The 23,372-nt window shown below is 60.5% G+C and carries 19 protein-coding genes and 1 pseudogene; 10 read left to right on the top strand and 10 right to left on the bottom strand.

What is annotated here, in order from left to right; genetic code table 11:
• Nucleotides 1–91: 91 nt before the first annotated feature.
• The 4 genes from AX768_RS11435 to AX768_RS11420 form a co-directional block, all read right to left on the bottom strand.
• Nucleotides 92–340, bottom strand: coding sequence for a hypothetical protein (locus AX768_RS11435; protein ID WP_062000053.1), 249 nt, complete (start codon nucleotides 338–340; stop codon nucleotides 92–94).
• A gap of 132 nt (nucleotides 341–472) precedes the next feature.
• Entirely contained in the window at nucleotides 473–1,792 is a 1,320-nt protein-coding gene (locus tag AX768_RS11430; protein WP_062000052.1) for an MFS transporter, read from the bottom strand.
• A gap of 115 nt (nucleotides 1,793–1,907) precedes the next feature.
• Nucleotides 1,908–2,666 (bottom strand): SDR family oxidoreductase, encoded by a 759-nt coding sequence (locus tag AX768_RS11425; protein WP_062000051.1) that lies wholly within the window; start codon nucleotides 2,664–2,666, stop codon nucleotides 1,908–1,910.
• Between the two features lie 22 nt (nucleotides 2,667–2,688).
• Nucleotides 2,689–4,128 (bottom strand): aldehyde dehydrogenase family protein, encoded by a 1,440-nt coding sequence (locus AX768_RS11420; protein WP_062000050.1) that lies wholly within the window; start codon nucleotides 4,126–4,128, stop codon nucleotides 2,689–2,691.
• Between the two features lie 328 nt (nucleotides 4,129–4,456).
• Here AX768_RS11420 and ppa point away from each other — a divergent pair, with 328 nt between their 5' ends.
• On the top strand, nucleotides 4,457–4,984 hold the full coding sequence (gene ppa / locus AX768_RS11415) for an inorganic diphosphatase (RefSeq protein ID WP_062000049.1): 528 nt from the start codon (nucleotides 4,457–4,459) through the stop codon (nucleotides 4,982–4,984).
• 70 nt (nucleotides 4,985–5,054) lie between these two features.
• Here ppa and AX768_RS34430 read toward each other — a convergent pair whose 3' ends face one another.
• Nucleotides 5,055–5,540, bottom strand: a complete 486-nt coding sequence (locus AX768_RS34430) for a GIY-YIG nuclease family protein (RefSeq protein WP_442857234.1) — start codon at nucleotides 5,538–5,540, stop codon at nucleotides 5,055–5,057.
• Between AX768_RS34430 and AX768_RS11405 the strand changes: the two genes are divergently transcribed.
• The 5 genes from AX768_RS11405 to AX768_RS11385 all read left to right on the top strand — a co-directional run bounded on the left by AX768_RS11405 (nucleotide 5,517) and on the right by AX768_RS11385 (nucleotide 12,954).
• Nucleotides 5,517–6,656: a GNAT family N-acetyltransferase gene (locus tag AX768_RS11405; RefSeq protein WP_062000048.1), complete on the top strand. Its 1,140-nt coding sequence runs from the start codon at nucleotides 5,517–5,519 to the stop codon at nucleotides 6,654–6,656. The two genes, AX768_RS34430 and AX768_RS11405, sit on opposite strands and share 24 nt — an antisense overlap.
• Before the next feature lie 174 nt (nucleotides 6,657–6,830).
• On the top strand, nucleotides 6,831–8,882 hold the full coding sequence (locus AX768_RS11400; RefSeq protein ID WP_062000945.1) for an NAD(+) synthase: 2,052 nt from the start codon (nucleotides 6,831–6,833) through the stop codon (nucleotides 8,880–8,882).
• A gap of 195 nt (nucleotides 8,883–9,077) precedes the next feature.
• Nucleotides 9,078–9,416, top strand: a complete 339-nt coding sequence (gene glnK / locus AX768_RS11395; protein ID WP_062000047.1) for a P-II family nitrogen regulator — start codon at nucleotides 9,078–9,080, stop codon at nucleotides 9,414–9,416.
• A 212-nt stretch (nucleotides 9,417–9,628) separates the two neighbouring features.
• Nucleotides 9,629–11,386: a cation:proton antiporter gene (locus tag AX768_RS11390; protein ID WP_062000046.1), complete on the top strand. Its 1,758-nt coding sequence runs from the start codon at nucleotides 9,629–9,631 to the stop codon at nucleotides 11,384–11,386.
• A 122-nt stretch (nucleotides 11,387–11,508) separates the two neighbouring features.
• Nucleotides 11,509–12,954 carry a type 1 glutamine amidotransferase gene (locus AX768_RS11385; protein ID WP_062000045.1) on the top strand — a complete coding sequence of 482 codons (1,446 nt, stop codon included), beginning with the start codon at nucleotides 11,509–11,511 and terminating at the stop codon, nucleotides 12,952–12,954.
• An 88-nt stretch (nucleotides 12,955–13,042) separates the two neighbouring features.
• On the opposite strand, the gene AX768_RS11380 is transcribed toward AX768_RS11385, so the two are convergent.
• The 3 genes from AX768_RS11380 to AX768_RS11370 form a co-directional block, all read right to left on the bottom strand.
• Nucleotides 13,043–13,747, bottom strand: a complete 705-nt coding sequence (locus tag AX768_RS11380; RefSeq protein ID WP_075358863.1) for a DUF2968 domain-containing protein — start codon at nucleotides 13,745–13,747, stop codon at nucleotides 13,043–13,045.
• A gap of 113 nt (nucleotides 13,748–13,860) precedes the next feature.
• Entirely contained in the window at nucleotides 13,861–15,126 is a 1,266-nt protein-coding gene (locus tag AX768_RS11375) for a hypothetical protein (RefSeq protein ID WP_062000044.1), read from the bottom strand.
• 355 nt (nucleotides 15,127–15,481) lie between these two features.
• Nucleotides 15,482–15,958 (bottom strand): GNAT family N-acetyltransferase, encoded by a 477-nt coding sequence (locus AX768_RS11370; RefSeq protein ID WP_231941262.1) that lies wholly within the window; start codon nucleotides 15,956–15,958, stop codon nucleotides 15,482–15,484.
• A 403-nt stretch (nucleotides 15,959–16,361) separates the two neighbouring features.
• On the opposite strand from AX768_RS11370, the gene AX768_RS11365 reads away from it, so the two are divergent.
• Both AX768_RS11365 and AX768_RS31980 read left to right on the top strand, forming a co-directional pair.
• Nucleotides 16,362–17,660 (top strand): MFS transporter, encoded by a 1,299-nt coding sequence (locus AX768_RS11365; RefSeq protein ID WP_062000943.1) that lies wholly within the window; start codon nucleotides 16,362–16,364, stop codon nucleotides 17,658–17,660.
• Nucleotides 17,661–17,827: 167 nt separating this feature from the next.
• A protein-coding gene (locus AX768_RS31980) for an IS630 family transposase (RefSeq protein WP_442857233.1) occupies nucleotides 17,828–18,957 on the top strand; the annotation gives its coding sequence in 2 pieces (ribosomal slippage) (nucleotides 17,828–18,266 and nucleotides 18,266–18,957; 1,131 coding nt in all).
• A 7-nt stretch (nucleotides 18,958–18,964) separates the two neighbouring features.
• Here AX768_RS31980 and AX768_RS11350 read toward each other — a convergent pair.
• Entirely contained in the window at nucleotides 18,965–20,821 is a 1,857-nt protein-coding gene (locus tag AX768_RS11350) for a tetratricopeptide repeat protein (RefSeq protein ID WP_062000040.1), read from the bottom strand.
• Nucleotides 20,822–20,948: 127 nt separating this feature from the next.
• Here AX768_RS11350 and AX768_RS31975 point away from each other — a divergent pair, with 127 nt between their 5' ends.
• A complete protein-coding gene (locus AX768_RS31975; protein ID WP_082778810.1) occupies nucleotides 20,949–21,290 on the top strand; it encodes an ArsR/SmtB family transcription factor in 342 nt (113 codons plus the stop codon).
• Nucleotides 21,291–21,887, top strand: a pseudogene (locus AX768_RS31970) (cation diffusion facilitator family transporter); the annotation flags it as partial.
• On the opposite strand, the gene AX768_RS11340 reads toward AX768_RS31970, so the two are convergent.
• A complete protein-coding gene (locus AX768_RS11340; RefSeq protein ID WP_062000038.1) occupies nucleotides 21,888–23,234 on the bottom strand; it encodes an ISL3 family transposase in 1,347 nt (448 codons plus the stop codon).
• Between the last annotated feature and the right edge of the window lie 138 nt (nucleotides 23,235–23,372).

Genomic DNA, 23,372 nt, shown 5'->3' with positions numbered 1-23,372 from the left:
AGCGTTTGCAATGAATCAAATCTGACGGAGCGTAACTTTGGGTCGCAGGCCTTGCCGGCCTGCGAGTTTCGATGCTCGACTTATGCTGGATTCAGTGCATCGACAATTGCACGCCCTGCTGAACCATCAGTTCCACGTGCGCTGTCGAGTGTTCAAAGACGTCGTAGGCGACGCCTCCGATCGTGGCTTTACCCTGGCGTTCCCAATCACCATCGGCGATTCCTGCTACCCGGGTATTGGAGAGTTCCACGGCATCCGCGGCCTTGCCGTTGACCATGAATTGTTGCTTGCCATCCGCCCTGAACAGGTCGGTCTCGCCGAGATTCAATACGTCGATCATTGAAATCTTCAGGGTGTTGTTCTGACCGCCAAGATCAATGCGTTCAATTCCTGTGACTGTCGATCCGACAGTCTTGCCAGTGAGCGATGTCAGGTCGATTAGCTGGTGATCGTCCGCGATTGTGAGCGAGTGTTATCGATTGACGATCCGCTTCGGCACGCTCAGCGCGAGTAACCCGCCAAGCACCATGAACGCGGCCAGCATATACATCCCGCTGGCATTTGATGCGGTGGCTTGCTTCAACCACCCCACGAGATAGGGGCTGAGAAAACCCGCCAGATTCCCGAGCGAGTTAATCATCGCGATGCCGGCAGCGGCGCCTGTCCCGGCCAGAAACGCCGTAGGCAGACTCCAGAACAGGGGCAGGGTGGTGAGAATGCCCATTGTCGCTAACGTGAGACCGAGCATCGCCAGGGGCGTGTTCGTCGACCACACGACCGATAAAACCAGTCCCAACGCTCCCACCGCAGCCGGCACCGCAATATGCCACCGCCGTTCGCCACGTTTATCCGCACTGCGTGCAACAAGCAGCATCCCTATCACCGCCGCGCCGAACGGAATCGCAGACAGCAAACCGATATTCAGCGCGTCCGTCACTCCAGTCGCCTTGATGATCGTCGGCAGCCAGAAGCTCACGCCGTAAAGGCCCATCACGAACGAGAAATACGTCAGGCTCATCAGCCACACACGGCCGCTTTTGAGTACTTCGCGCACGGGCATGTCGACCTTCTCGACATTGTCCTTCGCGATATTCCGTTCCAGCAGCTCACGCTCTTCCACGCTCAGCCACTTGGCCTTCGCAATCCGGTCGTCCATGAAAATGAAGACCAGCACGCCGACCACGATCGATGGTATGCCTTCCAGCAAGAACAGCCACTGCCACGAATGCCAGCCGTTGACGCCATCGAAGTTCTTCATGATCCAGCCCGACACCGGGCCGCCAATCAAACCCGATATGGCAATCGCGGTCATGAACAACGTCGTCATGCGTCCGCGCCGGTCGGCCGGGAACCAGTACGTGAGGTACAGGATGATGCCAGGGAAAAATCCCGCTTCGGCCACGCCCAATAAAAAGCGCATTACGTAGAACATGGTGGGCGTGGTGATGAACATCGTCAGCGCCGAGAGGATGCCCCACGTGATCATGATCCGCGCTATCCATACCCGCGCGCCGACCTTGTGCAGGATGACGTTGCTCGGGATCTCGAAGATGAAATAACCGAAGAAAAAGATGCCCGCGCCGAAGCCATAGACAGCGTCGCTCAAGCCGAGATCGGTGGACATCTGCAACTTGGCGAAACCCACATTCACGCGGTCCAGATATGCGACCACATAACAAAGCAGCAACAGGGGCGACAGGCGCCACGCGACTTTTTTGTACGTTGCCGCTTCGAAGGCCGAAGGCGGCGCGCCCGCGCCCGGTCCGTGATACTCACCCGCAGTACTCGCCATGCTGTCTCCTGAATTTTATTATCGGTCGGAACAACGATTCTAGTCGTTGGCAATGGCCCTTAAGCATCTGTTTTATATGGGGAAAACACCAAGCGAGGCGTCTTCCCCGAAGGCACTAGACGCAACGTCCGCCATCCACCTCCAGCGCCACGCCGGTGATGAACTCTGCGTCGTCGGAGGCCAGGTACAAGGCCGCGTTCGCGATGTCTTGCGGTGTCGAGAGGCGTCCCAACGGAATCGAGGAGAGGAACTTCTGCCGGTTCGCGGGCGTGTCTTCCACGCCCATGAATTCGGACAGCAAACCCGTTTCGCCCATCACCGGGTTGATGCAGTTCACGCGTATCCGGTCGGGTCCTAACTCGACCGCCAGCGCCTTGCTCGCAATGATCACCGCCGCCTTGCTGCCGTTGTACCAGACCAGACCGGGGCGCGGCCGCACGCCTGCCGTCGATGCCACGTTGATGAACGACCCGCCGCCCACCGACCGGAAGTAGGGCACGAATTGCGTGACGCTGTGATAGATGCTCTTCACGTTCACCGCATAAACGCGGTCGAATTCGGCTTCGGTGACTTCCATCACCGGCTTGTTCCTGTGCGTCGTGCCGGCGTTGTTCACCACGACCTGGATGCTGCCGAAGTCTTCGATGGCGGCATCGAACAGCGTCTTCCAGTCGGCCTGTTTCGTGACATCGCCGGCGACCGCGATCGCCTTGCCGCCGCTCACGGCAATCTCGCTCGCAACGCGTTCCGCCGATGCCCCGTTGAGGTCGTTCACCAACACGTTTGCGCCTTCCCGCGCGAATGTCTTCGCGATTCCTTCGCCGAATCCCGATCCGCCGCCCGTCACAATTGCTGTCTTGCCTTGCAGTCTCATGTCGTCTCCAAGTTGTAATTACTTAACCGTGTTTGATCGCAATGGTTTTAAGCACCGTGAATCCATACAACGCCTCGAAGCCTTTTTCACGGCCGTGTCCTGAATGTTTGACGCCGCCAAACGGCAGTTCCACGCCACCGCCCGCACCATAATTGTTGATGAACACTTGCCCCGATCTCACCTTCCGGGCAATGCGCATCTGCCGTCCGCCATCACGTGTCCAGACGCCCGCAACCAGGCCGAAGTTGGTGCCGTTGGCGAGTTTCAGGGCATCGGCTTCATCGTCGAAAGGCATGGCGCACAGGACCGGGCCGAACACCTCTTCCTGTGCCAGACGGTGCGATGGTGGGACATCGCGCAAGAGCGTCGGCGCCTGATAAAAGCCTGCTTCGGGCGCTTCCGATACCACCTCGCCGTGCGCGGCCATCGCGATTCCGTCATGCTGTGCATCGGAGAGAAAATCCCACACGCGCTGCTGCTGCTTCGCGCTGATGAGCGGTCCGCAATCCAGGTCGAGCTTGCTCGGCCCGACCTTCAGCGCGCTGAACGCTTCGCTCAAACGATCCAGCAGCGGCTCATACGCCGATCGTTCGATCAACACGCGGCTGCCCGCCGAACACGTCTGCCCGGCGTTCTGCACGATTGCCGAAACCAGGACCGGGATGGCGGCGTCGAAATCGGCATCGGCGAAGACGATCTGCGGCGACTTGCCGCCGAGTTCGAGGGTGACGGGCACGTGGTTATCGGCGGCCATCTTGACGACGGCGGCACCCGTTACCGGCGACCCGGTGAATGAGATGTGATCGATACCCGCGTGCCGCGCGAGCGCCGCTCCGGCTTCGTATCCATAGCCCGTGACAATGTTCAGTGCTCCCTCCGGCAATCCGGCTTCGGCGGCGAGCTCGGCGATCCGCAATATCGATAAACACGCGTCTTCTGCCGGTTTCACCACGCACGCGTTGCCCGCCGCGAGCGCCGCGCCGACGCTGCGTCCAAAAATCTGCAACGGGTAATTCCACGGCACGATGTGCCCGGTCACGCCGTGCGGCTCGCGGATGGTCAGCACGGTGAAGCCGTTCTGGTAGGGCAGGGTTTCGCCATGGAGCTTGTCGGCGGCGCCCGCATAGAACTCGAAGTACCGCGCGATACCGGCGGCATCGGCGTGCGCCTGCTTGAGCGGTTTGCCTGTATCGCGTGCTTCGAGTTGCGCGAGCTCTTCCTGATGAGCGGCGATGATCATCGACAGCCGGTACAACACGCGCCCGCGATCCGCCGCGCTCGCATGACCCCAGGCGCCTTCGTAGGCGCGGCGCGCCGCCTGGACCGCCCGGTCGATATCCGCAGCATTGCCGCGGCCGAGTTGCGCGAAAACCTGGCCATCGGAGGGATCGAGGACGGGAATCGTCTCGTTGCTCGCCGCCGCAACCCACTTGTTGCCGATGAAATGCTTTGCCTCTTCCATGCCTGACTCCTGTCTCCGTAGCTTGGTTGGATGGACACACGCGGTTCGTTTCCGGGCCAACGGCCATGCCGCGCACGATGCTTCTAGCCTGCTTTACGCTGTTTTTCCGGACGCGTAGTGACGCCGGAGTGCGCGCTTCGATTGGCTATAATGACGTAAATACGCGGCTTGATGGGCGCGCATGCGGCACGAAATCAGCGTTGCGGCCCGGCCGTTCAATTTTTGCGTGGGTTGCCGCAACGCAGCAAAGCCTGGTTTTCGCCGCGTACCGGCTCCGTCTGGTTCGTCTACTTCCCGACCCCGAATTTCCACTTTGAAGAGAGTGCACATGAGCTTCAACAACGTACCCGCAGGCAAGGATCTTCCGCAGGACTTCAACGTGATCATCGAGATCCCGGCGCAAAGCGATCCGGTGAAGTACGAAGCGGACAAGGACATGGGCCTGCTCGTGGTCGATCGTTTTATCGGCACGGGCATGCGTTACCCGGCCAACTACGGTTTCATTCCGCAAACGCTTTCCGGCGATGGCGACCCGGTCGATGTGCTGGTGATCACCCCGTTCCCGCTGCTGGCAGGCTCGGTGGTTCGCGCACGCGCCCTGGGCATGCTGCAGATGACAGATGAATCGGGCGTCGATGCCAAGCTGGTCGCAGTCGCGCACGACAAGATCTGCCCAATGACGGCGCACATGAAGACGGTCGATGACGTGCCTGAATATCTGAAGGATCAGATCAAGCATTTTTTCGAGCATTACAAGGCGCTCGAGAAGGGCAAGTGGGTGAAGGTCGAAGGCTGGCAGGGCGTGGACGCAGCCCACAAGGAAATTACCGAAGGCGTGGCGAACTTCAAGAAGTAAGCTTAGCCGCCAGCTTTTGAAGTATCGAAGACCACCCGGTCCTGCCTCACGGCAGGACCGGGTGGTTTTTTCATGTCTCGATCGGCGGGACTTCGTCGGCTTCCGCGGGCATCACGTCCACGAGCGTCAATTCGCCCGCGACCAGCTTCCATTTCCTCGGCGTCGTCAGTCGCTTCACCCAATACTCCGCCCGCGAAGCCTCAGCCCGGCCGCTCAGTTCGAACGACGCCCGTACGGCCACCGGCTTGCGCGATCGCGTGTACCTCGCGCCGTCGCCGCTCAGATGCTTGGCGAAACGCGCATCGACATCGGTGGCAATCCCGGTATAGAGACTTCCGTCGGCGCATTCTATGAGATACAGGAACCAGGGCATGAGTCTGAAGGTGGACGTCGGATGCCACGCATTATCCCTCAAGCCTCCCTCATAAACCCCGCTCCGACAAAAACCCGCGACTTCGGCGAGAATAACCATTCCGCGCTGCATCAAGCGCATGGCAATAGCCACGAACAAGCCCGAAGCGAGGTAAGCCCGTTGAACCGCACGGTCGAAATACATGTGGTCGATTCGCTCGACACCGTGAGCCCGGACGAATGGAACCGTCTTGCCGGCGACAACCCGTTCGTCCGCCACGAATTCCTCTCGGCGATGCAGGACACGGGCTGCGCGGTCGCGCGAACCGGCTGGCGTCCGCATTTCCTGCTGCTCAAGCGCGACGGCAAACTCGCCGGCGGCATGCCGCTCTACCTCAAGAAACACTCGCGCGGCGAATACGTTTTCGACCACGCGTGGGCCGACGCCTTCGAGCGCAACGGCATTCCGTATTATCCGAAGGGCTTGTCGGCGGTGCCATTTTCGCCGGTGACCGGTCCCCGCCTGATCGCCGCCACGCACGAGGAGCGCGTGATGCTGGCGCGCGGGGCGATCGAGTTGTCGAAGCAGTTGGAGTTGTCGTCGCTGCATGTGCTGTTTCCACAGGAACAGGATCTCGAAGCGTTGACCGAAGCGGGTTACATGCTGCGCGAAGGCGTGCAGTTTCACTGGGAAAATGCGCCGGGCGGCTATGAGAGCTTCGACGCGTTTCTCGCCACCATGAGCCACGACAAGCGCAAGAAGGTGAAGCAGGACCGCCGGCGCGTCACCGATGCAGGCGTGAGCTACACCTGGCTTCGCGGCGTCCAGATCGACGAAACCGCGCTCGATTTCTTCTACGCCTGCTACGAGAACACGTACCGCGAGCACTGGAATCCGCCGTATCTATCGCGTGAATTCTTCGGCCAGATCCACGCGGCCGCGCCCGAAAGCATGCTGCTCGTGATCGCCGAGGCCGACGGCAAGCGGCTCGCCTGTGCGCTGAACATGATCGGCGGCGACGTGATGTTCGGCCGATACTGGGGCACGAAAGAGTTCGTCTCGGGGTTGCATTTCGAGACGTGCTACATGCAGGGCATTGAGTATTGCATCGTGAACGGCCTGGCGCGGTTCGAGGGCGGCGCGCAGGGCGTGCACAAGATGTCGCGCGGCATGCTTCCCACGCCGACGTGGTCCGCGCACTGGGTGGCGGACCCGCGGTTCGCGCACGCAATCAGCGAGTTCCTCGACGAAGAGACGGCCGCGATGGACCAGCATATCCAGGAACTTGAAGCGCATACACCCTTCCGTAAAAAGGTTTAAGGATCTGCGCGAAAGCTGGCCAAATGGCTAACGTCAGCGCCAATACCTGCCTGGAAACTGCAACTCGACTTATCATCATGTCGAAATGCTTTCGCTTTTACGGCGATAACCCTCAACCCGTCATGCGCCGGAACAGGACCCCCGAATGCGGGGCATCGTATGGACAAGCTCAAGATGAAAAATCGATTCTTCAATCTCTATAGCCACGATTTCGCGCGCGTGGCGGTGGGCGTCCCACGCTGCAAGGTCGCCGATCCGGCGTTCAACGCGGCAGAAACCATCGAACTGGCAAAGCAGGCGGCGGCAAACGGCGCCGTCCTTGTGGCGTTTCCCGAACTCGGCATCTCGGCCTATACCTGCGACGACCTGTTCCACCAGCGCGCTTTGCTCGACGCTTGCGAAGAGGCGCTTGCAACGGTGGTGGCGGCATCGAAGAGCTTGTCCGTAGCAATGATCGTCGGCATGCCGCTGCGTGTGGAGCACACGCTTTTCAACTGCGCGATCGTAGTTGCGGGCGGCAAGATCCAGGGCGTCGTGCCGAAGAGTTATCTGCCGAACTACGGCGAATTTTACGAAGCGCGGCAGTTCAGCGCGGCGGAAAACGCATCGGTTGACCGGGTGAACCTGCTGGGATCGGACGTGCCGTTTGGTTCTTCGCTGCTGTTTGAAATCGCCGACATGCCGCTGTTCCGTTTCCACGTGGAGATCTGCGAGGACGTCTGGGTGCCGATTCCCCCGTCGTCGTTCGCGGCACTCGCGGGCGCCACCGTGCTGGTGAATCTGTCGGCATCGAACGTGGTGGTCGGCAAGGCGGGTTATCGGCATCAACTGGTTTCGCAGCAATCCGCCCGTTGCCTTTCCGCATATCTCTACACATCGGCGGGACGGGGCGAGTCGACGACGGATCTCGCCTGGGACGGCCAGGCGATCATCTACGAAAACGGTGAACTGCTCGCCGAATCCGAACGCTTCCTGGACACGTCGCATCTCGTTTTCGCCGATGTCGATCTCGAGCGTCTCTCGCGCGAACGCATGCGCCAGACCACGTTCGGCCAGTCGGTTCGCCGCCATGCCGACGAAGTTTCCGCATTCGAAACCATCCGCTTCGACCTGGAACTGCCGCTGAACCGCGCGCTGCCGCTCGATCGCGCCGTGGAGCGTTTCCCGTACGTGCCGTCGGAAGCCAAGCGCCGCGACGAGCGCTGCAACGAGGTCTACAACATCCAGGTGCAGGCGCTCGTGCAGCGTTTGTCCGCGAGCGGTATTTCGAAGGTGGTGATCGGTATCTCGGGAGGGCTGGATTCAACGCACGCGCTGCTGGTTTGCGCGAAAGCAATGGACCGCCTGAAGCTGCCGCGCACGAACATTCTCGGCGTGACCATGCCGGGTTTTGCAACCAGCGACCGGACGCTGTCCCAGGCGCGGCAACTGATGGAAGTGGTCGGCTGTTCGGCAAGCGAGATCGATATCCGGCCGAGCTGCGAGCAGATGCTGAAGGACCTCGGGCATCCGTATTCGTCGGGCAAGGAAGAGTACGACATCACTTTCGAAAACGTACAGGCGGGCGAACGCACGAACCATCTGTTCCGGCTTGCGAACTTCAAGGGCGGCATTGTGATCGGCACGGGCGATCTGAGCGAACTCGCGCTTGGATGGTGCACCTACGGCGTGGGCGATCACATGTCCCACTACAACGTGAACGCCAGCGTCCCGAAAACGCTGATCACACATCTGGTCCGATGGGTTGCCGAGACGGGGCAAATCGGCAATTCGGGGTCGGACGTCCTGATCAGCATCCTGAACACGGATATCAGTCCCGAACTCGTTCCAGGAAAAGCGAACGGTGAGCCCGAGCAAAAAACCGAAAGCGTGATCGGGCCGTACGAGTTGCAGGACTTCAACCTCTACTACACGCTGCGCTTCGGCTTTTCGCCGTCCAAGGTGGCGTTCCTCGAATACACGGCCTGGAAGGATCGCGATGCGGGCGAGTGGCCCGAAGGCGCGCACGTTGCGCGCAATCAGTACAACCTCGAAGACATCAAGCGCAATCTGGGCATCTTCCTGGACCGGTTCTTCAGGACCAGTCAGTTCAAGCGTTCGTGCATTCCGAATGCGCCGAAGGTGGGTACCGGCGGTTCACTGTCCCCTCGTGGCGACTGGCGTGCACCGAGCGACTCGGAATCCATCGTCTGGATGAACGATTTGAAGAACATTCCCGCGGAATGACCCGTTTGCACCAGATTCGCGCGTGAAATCCGACGAAATCGGTGAATTGCGGTGAGTTCTTCGAGTCGTTGGCGCGAGATGCTTGCGGTGAACCATGAAAACGCGGCTAGAATCAAAGCATCGATTTGAAATTCGTTATCTACCATTCGCACATCTCGCCACGCATGTGGCGTCATCATTTAAACGAGGCGCGCCATGAAGAGCATCACCGCAGTCATCAAGCCGTTCAAGCTGGACGAAGTCCGCGAGGCACTGGCAACGGCCGGTCTTACCGGCCTGACGGTTACCGAGGTCAAGGGGTTTGGACGTCAAAAGGGTCACACGGAGTTGTATCGCGGGGCGGAGTACGTCGTCGACTTTCTGCCGAAGGTGAAGATCGAAGTCGTCGTGGCAGACTCGCAGACGGATCAGGTTATCGATGCCATCATCGGGGCGGCTCGTACCGGCAAGATTGGCGACGGCAAGATTTTTGTGACCGACGTCCAGCGCGTGATCCGCATTCGTACCGGCGAGGAGGATGAAGCAGCCGTCTGAGCGGGCTTCGTTCAATGGCGGCCTGACACAGCTTCGGGCCGTCATATTCTTTGAAGTGCGGCCGGTCGACGGTCGCAATCGTCATTTATCGTTATCGGCCTCGCCCGATGGCGCATCGTGTTTTGTCCTCGTTCCGTACATTCCCGTCATCAATCTAAATATTCGTTGCGGTACTATCGGCATCCCTGTGTGCTATTTGTAAGGATTTGTAGATGCATCACGCGATCGGCTTCATACAAGATCTGGCGGTCATCATGGCGATTGCGGGCGTCGTCACCGTGTTGTTTCATCGCCTGAAGCAGCCAGTCGTGTTGGGATACATCGTGGCGGGCGTGATCATCGGACCGTACACGCCACCTTTTCAGCTTATCCACGACGAAGCCACCATCCAGACCCTCGGCGAACTTGGCGTGGTCTTCCTGATGTTTTCTCTCGGGCTCGAATTCAGCCTGAAGAAGCTCTTCAAGGTCGGGGCCACGGCGTTCGTGGCGGCCGCGTCCGAGATCTTGCTGATGATCTGGATCGGCTACGAAATCGGCCAATGGTTCGGCTGGAATACGATGGACTCGCTGTTCCTCGGCGCGATGCTCGCCATTTCGTCGACCACGATTATCGTCAAGGCGCTTTCGGAACTTGGCATGAAGGGCGAGCCGTTCGCGCAACTGATTTTCGGCATTCTGATCGTGGAGGACATTCTTGCGATCGCCATGCTCGTGCTGCTTTCTGGGATCGCGCAGACCGGATCGGTATCGGCGGGCGTGGCGTTCGTGACGCTCGGCAAGTTGCTGTTGTTCATGACGGTATCGATGGTGATCGGCATCCTGATCGTGCCGCGCGCGCTCGATTACGTCGCCAAGGCCAAGAGCGATGAAATGCTGCTCGTCACCGTGCTCGGCTTCTGTTTCGGCTTCTGTCTGCTCGTCGTGAAGCTGGACTACAGCATCGCGCTCGGGGCGTTCCTGATCGGCGCGATCATGGCCGAATCACGGAATCTGCAACGCATCGAACATCTGATCGCGCCGATTCGCGACATGTTCTCGGCCATCTTTTTTGTGACCATCGGGCTGTTGCTGAACCCGGCGGTGCTCGTCGATTACTGGTGGCCGATCACCGTCATCACCGTGGCGGTCGTATTCGGCAAGATCGTATCGTGCGGGCTCGGGACGTTCCTCGCCGGGCGCGATGGGCGTACATCGATGCGCGTCGGCATGAGCGTGGCGCAGATCGGTGAGTTCTCGTTCATCATCGCGTCGCTGGGGGTGTCGCTGAAAGTGACCAGCAGCTTCCTGTATCCGATCGCGGTCGCGGTTTCCGCGCTGACCACGTTGTTCACGCCATACCTGATCAAGGCCGCCGATCCCATCACGCGGCGCATCGCCCAATCCATGCCGGTTCCTGTCGCCAATACGTTCGGGCTGTATTCGCAATGGCTTGCAAGCCTTTCGCCCGATACCGCCGGCCCAACCCTCTTCAGCATGACACGGCGAATCGTGCTGCAGATCGCGGTCAATCTGGCGCTGGTCGCCGCCATCTTTCTCGCCGCTTCGTACTCGGCGCCGGGCACCAAAGCGTTTCTCGCCCGCTGGCTCCCGACCAACGACGCGCAGCGCGTAGCCATCTGGAGCGTGGCGTTGCTGGTGTCGATGCCGTTTCTTGTCGCGGTTTATCGAAAGCTCGAGTCGCTTGCATTGATGCTCGCCGAAGTGAGCGTGCAGCCCGCGAAGGCCGGGCGCTTCACGAGCACGCTGCGCTCGGCCATTTCCGGGCTGATCCCGATTCTCGCGATGTTCGGCGTCTTTCTACTGGTCACCGTGCTGTCGGGCGCGATTCTCCCGCCGTTCGGCCTGATGATTGCGGTGCTCGTTTGCGCGGCGCTGTTATTGACCGTGTTGTGGCGCTGGTGCGTGAAGATCCACGCGACCATGCAAATCGCACTGCGAGAAACTTTCGAAGAGCCTCGCGATCATTAATGAGCATGAATTGTTTCTTTCCTCTGGTAATGTGAGCAATTGTTTGATGGTTTGCCGCCCCCGGACCAGAGGCGGATAATTGAACTCTGACCATTCTCAAAGCGCATCGCGCCTCTATCGGAATGAGCGAAAACAAGACGTCAAACTCGGGCAAGCCCGAAAATACCGTGGGTTCTACGGGCTCCGGTCCGCATATCCCCAATCCCGATCCGGCCGTTCCGTCCGCGTCATCTCAAAAAAGCACCGAAGTTCCCGCCGCTGCCGAGCCTGGGCCTGATGCCAGCGCGGCGGAGCGGGCGTCGACGGATGCGCCATCGAGTGCGTCGACGGTCGAGCCCGTAGACGTAGCGAAGGCCCAGCGCGACGATGCCGCCGAAGCGCGCAAGTCGGCGGCGAGCGCCACGTTTGCACAGGAGAACGCCGCGAGGCCTGTGTCCGCTCACGCGCCGTCCACTGTAGATGCAGGCCTCGCGAAAGAGGTCGAGTCGGCGACTGAAGCGCACGCTAATCTCGCGGAAGAGGTTGAGATCGCGACTGAAGCGCAAGCCGCGGAAACCGTGGAGATCAACTCGGAGACCGTCCCGCCGCGAGCCAGCGCCTTGCCTCCGGAATTTACCGCCGCGCCTGACTTCGGCACGTTTCATCCGCCTCCCATACCGCCTGAAGCTCCGCCCGGCAAGCAAGCGCCGCCCGCGTACTTGCGGCAGAGCGATTCCGCATGGTCGGTGTTCGGCCGTGTGATGAAGGCGCGCGCCCGTCAGATCTTCGATCGCGCCGGACAGCGCATCACACAGCGGACGTTGAAGATCGGTGTATCGGCGCGGATCTTTCATCCCGAACCGGGTGCCAAAGGTCTGCGCGGCAAGACGCTGCAATACCTCGAAGAATCAATCGCGCATTGGGTGATGTCGCGCGATGTGCTCGTATTCATGATTCCCACGGTCGGGCATCAGGGCATGCTGCATCCGAGCAATATTCGTTTGCGCGATTACGCGAAGCATCTCGACGGCCTGTTGCTTCAAGGCGGCGCGGATGTTTCGCCGCAGTCCTACGCGGAAGCGGCGACGCGCCACGAATGGCCGGGCGACCGTGTGCGCGATATGTACGAGCTCGAGTTGCTGCATGAGTTCATCGAATCGGGCAAGCCGGTGCTCGGCGTGTGCCGCGGTTGCCAGCTCATCAATGTGGCGTTCGGCGGCACGCTGTATCAGGACATTGCCACCGATGTCCCGACCGCCGGCATCCATGTCAATGAGCAATACGACCAGCATCGGCATCCGATTCGTTTCCCCGATGGCTCGACGCTCGTCAACATGTTTCCGGGCCGCCGCGAAGCGCTCGTGAATTCGATCCACCATCAGGCAGTGAAGACGATTGGCCGCGACCTGAACATCGAGGCGGTATCGGCGGCGGATGGGATCATCGAGGCTGTGCGTTACCGGCGCGCGCCGTTCGTGATGGGCGTGCAATGGCATCCGGAGTTTCATCGCGCGGGTGGCGACGAGTTGCTGGACTGCACGCCGCTGCTGGATACGTTCCTGCGCGTGGCACGTGAGACGCGCTTCTGAATCGGCGTTGAACGAAACCAGGCCATAACGACAAGGGCCGCTTCAACATCAGTTGAAGCGGCCCTTGTCCTTCATGCGGCAACCAGAATTATTGCACGATCCCAGCTTCGTTTTGATCCTGGAGCTGCTGGACCTGTTGTTGCAGCGCCCGCAAACGGCGCTCGGCATTGGATTTGTCGTTCTGCAACGCCATTGATTCCGCCTGCATTTGCTGTTGCCGTTGAGACACTTCGCTTTCTTGCGCACGTGCAATGGAAAGGTCTGCGGTCAGCCGCTGCGCCCGATCGTTCGATACCGCAATCACCCGCTCCAGCAGCGCCTTTTGCGCCTGCAATTGCGTGCGCTGTATCTCGCCCTCGGCGAGCGCATAACTCTTCCTCGCGAACTGCGCGTAGACGGTCTCTGCGTGCATGTTGTCCTGCGACTTCACCACGCGCCAGAAATTCTTGTCCTGGAACAGCGCGACGTAATACACCATCTCTTGCGGATAGAAAAAGAGCGCCGCGCCATAGTTGCCGTTGTACGTGACGCGCAACTCGGTAAGCTTCTTCGCCTGAACCATTTGCCGGAGTTCGGATACGTTCCCCGCCGCCTGGCCGCTCTCCGCGCCGTCGCTGCCGTCCTTGAAATCGTCCATTGAACCATAAGCGGGTACGGGACGGACGGGATCAGCCAGACCCGTTGCCGAAAGCAGCGTGCCCACGGGCTGATAAGCATTGACCACGGTCGAGCCGAACCCGATGACAACAACAAACAACGCTTGCAGAAGGGCGGAGGTGGAGCAGGACTTCATAGTGCGAGGCTTCTAGATTGATTGAGGATCGACGCGAGGTGTGACGCGTTCAAAACGCGTCACACCTCGCCGCCAGGGAACCGTCTGGTTGATGCACGATCATTCGCGCGCAATTACTTCAGGAATTGCGATCCTGGTTCGGTGACACGGCGTTGGCTGATATCGGAACTCCAGTTCGATGAATCGCCTGAGCCCGAGCGTGGCGTGGCTACTGAACTTGCGCGCACCGTCTGGCGGGAGACGCCGCTGTTGTCGTCGAGGACGGCCGAATGCGCGAGCATGTTGTACATCTCGGTCACGCTGAGCGAAGAACCCGACGAAGCCGTGCGCATGTCGTCGCGCGACTGAGCGCGGCGACCTGGCGAGGCCAGCGGCGCATCGAACCCGCTGCTTCGATATACGGGCGTGCCCTGGTATTCGTGACCGTGGCGCCGCTGCACGACTTCGTAGCTGCGCGCCTCGCGGATAACCGCAGCTGAACGCTTGTTCTTGACGTGGCTCTTCGCGCGGCCGCGCTCGGATGCTTGCGCAACGACCAGCGGTTTTGTCTTCGCAACGACTTGCGGTTTCATTACCCGTGCCGACGTGTCGCCGGCGCTGGCCGTTCCGCTGTTGCTGGCGACTGAAGCGGTGTTGGGCGACGGTTTGACCGTTGTGGTCGAAGCTGTCGTGGCCGGCGGTGCTGAAGGTGTCTGCAACGCAGTGAGAGCCGCAGCGGCAACAGCCGAAGGTTTGGAGGAACCTTCAGCTGGATGAGCGCCGGACGTTGCAGTAGACACGGTAGCTGAGCTGGAAGGCGGCACAGAAGAAACTGCAGACGGTTCAGCAGCAACGACCTCAGTTGATGCATCAGCCGCGGGCGTTGCATTCGACGCAACCATGGCCGCTTGGTCCGGCTTTTGATGGCCGATTCGCGTGCCGAACAGCGCCCAGGCGATAAACGCAGCGCAAGCCAGCGCAATCGCACCGCCGGCAACCTGTTTGCGACGATCGTTTGCAGGTGGCGTCTTGACCACGCGATCGTCGGGTGCGGTGAATGGCTCGAACGCAAACGATGCTGGTTCCGGGGCGGCCGGTGCGATATCAACAGGCGCGGCGGCGAAGCTCGTTTGCTCCGTCTGCAGCATTTCATCATTGCGTCTGAACTTGCCCCAGAGACTTGCCGGCGTGTATGGAAAACGCTCGTTGCGAAGCGATATCGGACTGACATAAGCCGTGAGAAATCGCGCCGCGTAAAACGGAATTTCATATTCGGTCAATGCTGGACGCGCGCTCTTCAGCGTCCACTCTTCGCCATAGACGGCGTTGGGCATACCGGCGAGCGGGTACAGGGTTGGCAGAAGCAGATCGCCTTGTACAACGACCAGAGGAGCATTCATTTTTTTCTCATATCCGAAAGCGGGCGTCAGGACTGCTCAGCGAAATAACACGCGGGGCAGCCGTGTGGACATCGCCCGGATGTTGCTGCGAAGGTGACAGATATTTCACCTTGCCGGACCGCCACAGAACAGCCCTCGATCATACCCAGCGCCTGCTTTGGCGTCGCTCAGAACCTTCTTAGTTCCATTGTTGGAAGGCGCTCGGAGGGAAGAAAGATCGCTGAATGATACGGACGCAACGTACATTTCAACGGGCCACGCCAATGCACGCGGGACGTGTTGCGCTACATCCTGCAAGAGGCGTTGAACGAGATTACGCCAGCGATTCCATGAAGGCAAAGCAAACCCGGAGACCTCAGCCGATCGGCCGGGTATAGCGCAGCGCGATGATAGGTATGCCGCCCATCGTGTCATCTTCACGTCCCGCCAAACGCCATCCACGCGATTCATAAAACCCGATTGCCGCAACATTCGGCTCGAGCACATAGAGGTGCAAGTTCTTCGCGCCGTGACCTGCCGCCCATTGCGCGGCTTGCTCGAGCATTGCGGTGCCGAGTCCCGTGCCTTTGGCTTGCGGCATGGCGTGCAGGTTGTCAACGAGCGCGCTGCCAGTTTCATCGGGTGCCATCACGCATACGAACCCGGCCGGCTCCTCGCCGATGTACGCGATGAACACTTCGCCCGCGCCATTGGCAAGTTCGTCGAAGCGCGTGCTCCAGTGCGCGGCGCGATCCGCCGTCAGTTCATCATCGAGATACGTGTCCGGCAGGATCCCTCGATACGCCGTTGCCCAACTCCTTGCATGCATGTCGGCTATAAGCGCCGCATCCATTAATGTCGCCAGTTGCAAAACGAATCCGGTCGGTGGTTGCGAGTTTGTAGGCTTATTTATAGACATATGAAAGCTAAAGTTAAGCTGTTTTAGCAGCAATTGCGCGAAGTTCGAATGAGCGTGTTTCGCGTTCGCGTTGTAAGATTGGCGACGCGGACAATTGGCGAAATAACGATGTTAAATATCGAGGGTTAACCCTTGTGTAGTTATTTTTGGTCGTTTGCGCCGTGCCGAAGAATTTTTTGCCGGTCTTCAACCGGCGAAGCTTACACATGCATCCGGCGTTTTGCCACCACGCAGCTCGCAAACGAGTGCATCGGTTTCCGGCGTTTCACGCCGCGTCGAGCCACACACCGTCCAAGCAATCCGGCCGGCGTTTTTAGTCAAAGTCTTTGAGATAGACATGTCCACCCCTTCACATGCAACGCCCGTGAACGAGTCGAAAGCGAAGTCGGTATTTCGCGTCGTCAGCGGCAACTTCCTTGAAATGTACGACTTCATGGTCTATGGCTATTACGCCTCGTCCATTGCGAAGACGTACTTTCCGAGCGGCAACGAATTCGCGTCGCTGATGCTCGCGCTGTCGGTGTTCGGCGCCGGCTTCCTGATGCGGCCGATCGGCGCTATCGTGCTCGGCGCGTATATCGATCACCACGGCCGGCGGAAGGGCCTGATTCTTACGCTGACCATGATGGCGATCGGCACGCTGCTGGTCGCGGTGATCCCGGGATACGCGACCATCGGGGTGCTGGCCCCGATCATCGTGCTGGCTGGCCGCTTGCTGCAGGGCTTTTCGGCCGGCGTGGAGCTTGGCGGCGTGTCCGTGTATCTGTCCGAGATCGCGACCAAGGGCAACAAGGGTTTCTATTGCTCCTGGCAGTCGGGTAGCCAGCAAGTGGCGGTGGTGTTTGCCGCGCTGATCGGTGTGGTCATGAGCCAGGTCTTGCCGCCCGACCAGATGACCGCCTGGGGTTGGCGCGTGCCGTTCATCATCGGCTGCCTGATCGTGCCGTTCCTGTTCATCATCCGCCGTTCGCTGCAGGAAACGGAGGAGTTCCTCGCGCGCAAACATCGTCCGTCGATGAGCGAGATCATGAGGTCCATGGCGTCGAACTGGGGCATCGTGCTGGCCGGCATGGGCATGGTGATCATGACGACCGTGTCGTTCTACATGATCACGGCGTACACGCCGACGTTCGGCAAGGAAGTGCTGAAGCTTTCTTCCATCGATACATTGGTGGTGACGGTGTTCGTCGGTTTGTCGAATCTCGTCTGGCTGCCGCTTTCGGGCGCGGTGTCGGACCGTGTCGGACGTCGCCCGGTGCTGTTGTTCTTCACGATCCTGACCATTCTCACGTCGTATCCGGCCGTTCAATGGCTTGTCGCCGATCCATCGTTCCTGCGTCTGCTCGGCGTCGAGTTGTGGCTATCGTTCCTGTACGGAAGCTATAACGGCGCGATGGTCGTGGCGCTCACGGAAGTCATGCCGGTCGAAGTCCGGACCACGGGCTTCTCGCTTGCGTACAGCCTCGCAACGACGATCGGCGGCTTCACGCCCGCCATCTCGACCTACCTGATTCACGCGACCGGCAACAAGGCGGCGCCCGGCGTTTGGATGGGGCTTGCGGCGATCTGCGGGTTGATCGCGACGCTGGTGCTTTACCGGTCAACGGAAGCGCGCAATCAGTACAAGACGGCCTGACTTTCCGTCACCTGTGGCCTGAAACGAAAACCCCTCGCCGTGGCGAGGGGTTTTTTGTTGCAAACGCTGGTGTCGGAGACACTAGTGTCTCGACACGCGTGAACTGTCGTCGAATTCAGGGCGCGCAAGGCATTGTAAACTCGGACGGCTTAGCCGAAAATCGGGGGATGGAAAAATACATCGTTACCCTGACAGCTGAAGAAAGAGATCAACTCGAAGCGATTGTGAGCAAAGGTTCGCACCAATCTCGCAAGATAATCAACGGGCTCATTCTGTTGAATTGCGATGCGTCTTCGGGGCGCGCGCGCCGCTCGTCACAAGAGGTTGCTGCGGTGTTGCACGTGAGCGAACGCAAGATCGACCGGGTGAAGAAACGTTTCGTTGAGGAAGGCTACGACGCCGCGCTGGTGCGGCCGCCGAGTCAACGGATCTACGAAAGCAAAATCGATGGCGAGCTTGAGGCCCGGTTGATTGCGCTCAGTTGCAGCGAGCCGCCCGAAGGCCGCGCGGTCTGGTCGTTGAGATTGCTGGCCCAGCGCGCGGTAGAACTGGAGTACGCGGAAAGCCTCTCGTACGAGACGGTGCGGCGCACGCTTAAAAAAACGAATTAAAGCCTTGGCGAAAAATAGGCTGGATCATCCCGCCGCAAGCGAATGCGGAGTTCGTAGCCGCGATGGAAAACGTGCTCGATATCTACCACCGCCCCTACGACGCAGCGCACCCCGTGGTGTGTATGGACGAAACGCCCCGGCAGTTGATTAGCCAGACTCGCGAACCGATCAAGGCGGCACCGGGGCGTCTTGCGCGTGAGGACTACGAGTACGAGCGCTGCGGCGTGTGCAATGTCTTCATGGCATCGGAACCGCTAGCCGGGCGGCGTTTTACCAAAGTCACCGAATCACGCACTAAAGTCCAATGGGCTCGCTTCGTACAGGACATTGCCCACGCCTATCCGGATGCACAACGAATCACCCTCGTGATGGACAACTTGAACACCCACACGGCCGCGGCCCTTTACGAAACCTTCCCGCCGTCTCAGGCCAAAGCGCTGTGGGATCGCTTCGAGTTCGTCTACACGCCCAAACATGGCAGTTGGCTGAACATGGCCGAGATCGAACTCAATGTGATGATCAAGCAGTCTCTGGCCCGGCGCATCGACAATATCGAGACGGTGCGCCGCGAGGTCAGCGCGTGGCAAATTCAGCGTGATCAGCTTAAGGCCCGGATTAACTGGCAGTTCACCACCGGCGATGCCCGCATCAAACTGTCCAGGCTGTATCCGACGTTCGAGGCGTGACGAGACACTAGGAAGACGCTGCAACATCCTTAGCCACCCGTTCGATGACTCCATCCCACGCGCCAGGTTTCGCCTGCCGGAACAGATGGGCTTTGGGATACCACGCGCTCGAAGCTGTATCGATACCCCAACGCCAGTCGGCTGCGAACGGCAGCATCAGCCACAGCGGTTTTCCGAGCGCGCCGCTCAGATGCGCGACGGCGGTATCGATGGATACGACACCGTCCAGACGATCGATGATCGCGGCGGTATCGGCGAAACTCTCCAGCTTGTCTTCCAGCCGCTGAATGAAACGCGCCCGCGGATGCTTGTCCAGCAGCGCGCGTTCTTCAGTGGTGAGCGTGGGCTGCAGCACGATCCAGTCGATGCCTTCCAGCATGAACAAAGGTTCCAGTAACGCGAGCGGCGCCGAGCGCGTCTCGCCGGGCTGGATCCGGCCCGACCATGCAATGCCGAGTTTGCGCTTCGACTGGCCGCCGAGCGACCCGCGCCATTTCTTGCGATACGCGGCTGGCACCACGAGATAGGGCGTGCGCGCCGGCACCATTTCCGTATTCGATACACCCAGCGCCAGCGGCAAGCTGAGCAGGGGGATGAACGCGTCAATGTCGGCGGGAGGGGGTGTCAGCGTGCTTTTCAATATGACGCCCGCCGCGTTTGCCGCCGGCTCCAGCAGCGCAACAAGCGCCGGTTGCACCTCGAGCACGATCTGGCCGACGAGCTTTGCCGCGAATGGCACGAAGCGCACGAACTGCAAGGTATCGCCGAAGCCCTGTTCTGCGCGGATCCACAGCGTCTCGCGCGGCATGGGCGCGCCTTTCCACACGGGCAGGCCCGGCGCCGGGACGCTGGTTGGCGCGCGCAGGCGCCATTCATAAGCGCTCAGTCCGCGAGCGTAATCGCCGAGCGCAAGCAATGTCAGAGCGCGATTCAGGTTCGCCGCAACCAGGCCTGGATCGAGGCGCAACGCCTGATCGAAGGCACGCAGCGCCGCTTTATGACCGCCGAGCGCGAAATGCGCATTGCCGAGTCCGAGCCACGCCACGCTGTATTTCGGATCGAGTCCGACCGCGCGCTCGAACTGCGGCAACGCGGCTTCATGCTCGCCTATACCCGCAAGCGCGTGCCCGAGTCCAAAGTGCGCGGGCGCGAATTGCGGCTGCATGCGCAGCACTTTCTGCAGCACGGGCACGGCCTCGTGCGGACGGCCGACGGTATCGAGAAGATTGCCCAGGTTGAAATGCGCCGCGACATAGTTCGGCTCGGCGGCAATGGCTTCGCGAAATTGCTGGATGGCGCCTTGGGTGTCGCCGAGCGCATTGAGCGCCATGCCCAGGTTGTTGTGCGCGCCTGCGTGGCCCGGCCGTATTTGAAGCGCGCGGCGGAACGCCTTCGCGCCTTCCTCGAAACGGCGCATTCCAAGCAGCGCGTTGCCGAAATTGTTCCAGGTAGGCGCGTCGCCGGGCTGCAGGCGCAGGGCTTTTTCGAAGGCATCGGCGGCGTCTTCGTGACGGCCCGCCGCAGCGTACGCATTGCCCAGGTTGTATTGCGCGAGCGAAAAGTCGGGTTCCAGGTGCAACGCGTTACGAAACCTTTCGATGGCGTCATCAATCCGGCCGAGCGCCTTCAGCGCATTGCCGAGGTTGAGCTGCAAGGCGGGATCGGCGGGACGCAGGTCTGCCGCGCGGCGCACCAGATCGGCCGCTTCCGCGTGCTGGCCTTGTTGGTGGCGCAGCACGCCGAGCAGATGAAGTGCGTCGACGTGGGAGGGCTCTGCGGCGAGCGCGGCCTGATAGTCGCGTTCCGCTTCGGTGAGGCGGCCGTCGCGATGTGCTGCGAAGCCGCGCGCAAAAACTGTATCCATTGAGGGAAATCGAATGCGAACACGCCATTTTCCCACACGTTCACCGCCGATCCCGATTTTTGCGTTGACGTCAGGGGCTTGGCTTCGATAACATATGAACACCTGTTCACATGTTCGATAAACCATCGTGCCTTTAGCGCTGCTTCTTAACGAAGTTTCAACCGACGAGCGGGTCGTTCCGCTCGCCGACCTGTTCCGCCTGCTGGGTGACCCGACGCGTTTGCGCATCGTGTTGACGTGCGTGGAAGGGCGCACGCCCGTGGGGGCCATAGCCGAGTCGCTGGGGTTATCGGCTTCGCTCGTGAGTCACCATTTGCGCTTGCTGCGGGCGGCGCGAATCGTGCGGGCAGAGCGCGAAGGCAAGCAGGTTTTCTATCTCGCCGCTGACCAGCACATCAGCGGCATGCTGGCTGAATTGCTCGAGCACATCGCCGAGCCGCACGCCGATTTCAGACCGGATAACGATTAAATGGCACCTCGACCGACGCATCAACATCAGCATCATGACCACGGGCACGAAGGTCACGCGCATGACCACGAGCCTCACGATGCCCACGACCACGGCCACGACCACAAAGGCGGCCATCATCACCACCATGCGCCGCAAGCCGGGCAGGGCCGCACCTTCGCGATAGCGGTCGCGCTGAACGTGGTGATCGTGATCGTGCAGGCGGTGTACGGGTTCATCGCGCATTCGACCGCGCTGCTCGCCGACGCGGGCCACAATCTCTCCGATGTCCTCGGCCTCCTGCTTGCCTGGGGCGCGGTCTGGCTCGGCACGCGAAAGCCATCGGAACGATACACATTCGGACTCGGCAGTTCGTCGATACTCGCTTCGCTCGCCAACGCCGCGCTCCTGCTGTTCGCGTGCGGCGCGATCGTGCTCGAGGCCGTCCAGCGCCTGCTCAATCCCGCGCCGGTTGCGGGACTCGATGTGTTTATCGTTGCGACGATCGGGCTGGTGGTCAACGGTTTCTCCGCGTGGCTTTTCATGCGCGGCAGCAAGGAAGACCTGAACATCCGCGGCGCGTTCCTGCACATGGCGGGCGATGCCGGCATCTCGGCTCTATGCCGTTTTGAGTGGAACTTGACGGCCGGCGCGATAGCGTTTAATCCCTTGATCACGCGAGGCGGCGGGACGCAAAGGATTTTGCGGCAAATGTTTTAGCCTGGACATGCGGAGGTAGGCGATGGCCACGAAGTTCTTCACGGTTCGAAATCCGCGCGCGGCCCGCTTGGTTTGTTGGAGCATGCCATTCATCGCCTCGACATAGGCATTGCTGCGACCGTCGAGCATGCCGCGCACGACGCCCGGCAGGCGCTCCTTGAGCGTCGTGGCCAGCCGCCTGAACGGCTCAAGCCGACAACGCTTCGCCCATGAGATCCAGCCCTTGAGCATCTCCTCGGCTGTCTGCGCACAGTTGCTCTGCACGGCCACGCTGTAGACCGTACGCAACCCCTCCTTCAGGCGCCAGGCCCGTGCGCTCTTCAGGTTCGAGCGCTGCAACCGGTGCATCGTATTGATCTGATCCCTGTTCCAGTCAGCGGGATTCCCGCGCATGCCCCACATCAGGCCTTGGATCGTCTTGCGCTGGGTCCCCAGCGCAGCCCGCACGACCTCCGGCTGTTCCCGCATCTCTTCACGCCGCACCTCGTCCATCGCCTCGTTGGCCAGGGCGATCACGTGGAACCGGTCGAAGCTGATCTGCGCTTGCGGCAAGGCTTCGGTGACGCCCTTGATATAGGCGGCGCCCATATCCATGCAGGCGTGCCTGATCTCATCAGGATTGCCGCCGTGCGCGACCAGGTCGGCCTTGAATTCGGTGACGCTCTTGTGGTCGCTGCCCTCGCTCATGAACAGCAGGCGTTTCGCTTCCAGGTCATGTACCACCGTGACGTAATCATGGCCGCGTCTGATACTGGTCTCGTCGATGCCGATCACCTTGACCCCGTCCATCGTTTGCCTGGCGCGCGCCGTCCCGACATAGTGTTCGATCCGGCGCCACAGCCGCCTGGCGTTCACCCGCAACAGGGAGGCCGCCTGCGCGACCGGCAGGGATTGGCACAGCGACAGGCTCAGCGCCTCGAACAGCAGGGTGAAGCCGCTGCCCGGCCGCGCCCACGGAACCTCCACAGCCGTGGTCTTGCCGCAGGCACTGCAATCGACGCGCGGCACGTCGGCGTGCAGCCATGCCTCGAACTGGAAAAAATCGAGATGACGCCAGTCACGTCTGACCCGATCATGGATGCCTTGTCCGTTCACCCCGCACGCTGGACACGGTAACTTTTTCGCGTCGCAGGACACTTCGAAATCGATCCGGCGCTTGGTTGTATCGAGCTCAACTCTGGATACCATCCACGGAGCTTGCAGACCCAACGCGGAAGTAAACAGGGCTTCAACGGCAACACTCACAGACGATTCCTCGATTCAGATAAGGGCGACTACTGCCTACCATCACTTCTTCGCAACGCGTCGACATGGCCGCGGGCACACCATGCCCTGCCCACGGCCATGTCCGAGCGTATTGGCCCTGCACAGCGTCAAGGTTTC

It is taken from the genome of Burkholderia sp. PAMC 28687 (genome assembly GCF_001577465.1).
Classification (GTDB): Bacteria; Pseudomonadota; Gammaproteobacteria; order Burkholderiales; family Burkholderiaceae; genus Caballeronia.
This window is presented reverse-complemented; position numbering and strand designations above follow the sequence as displayed.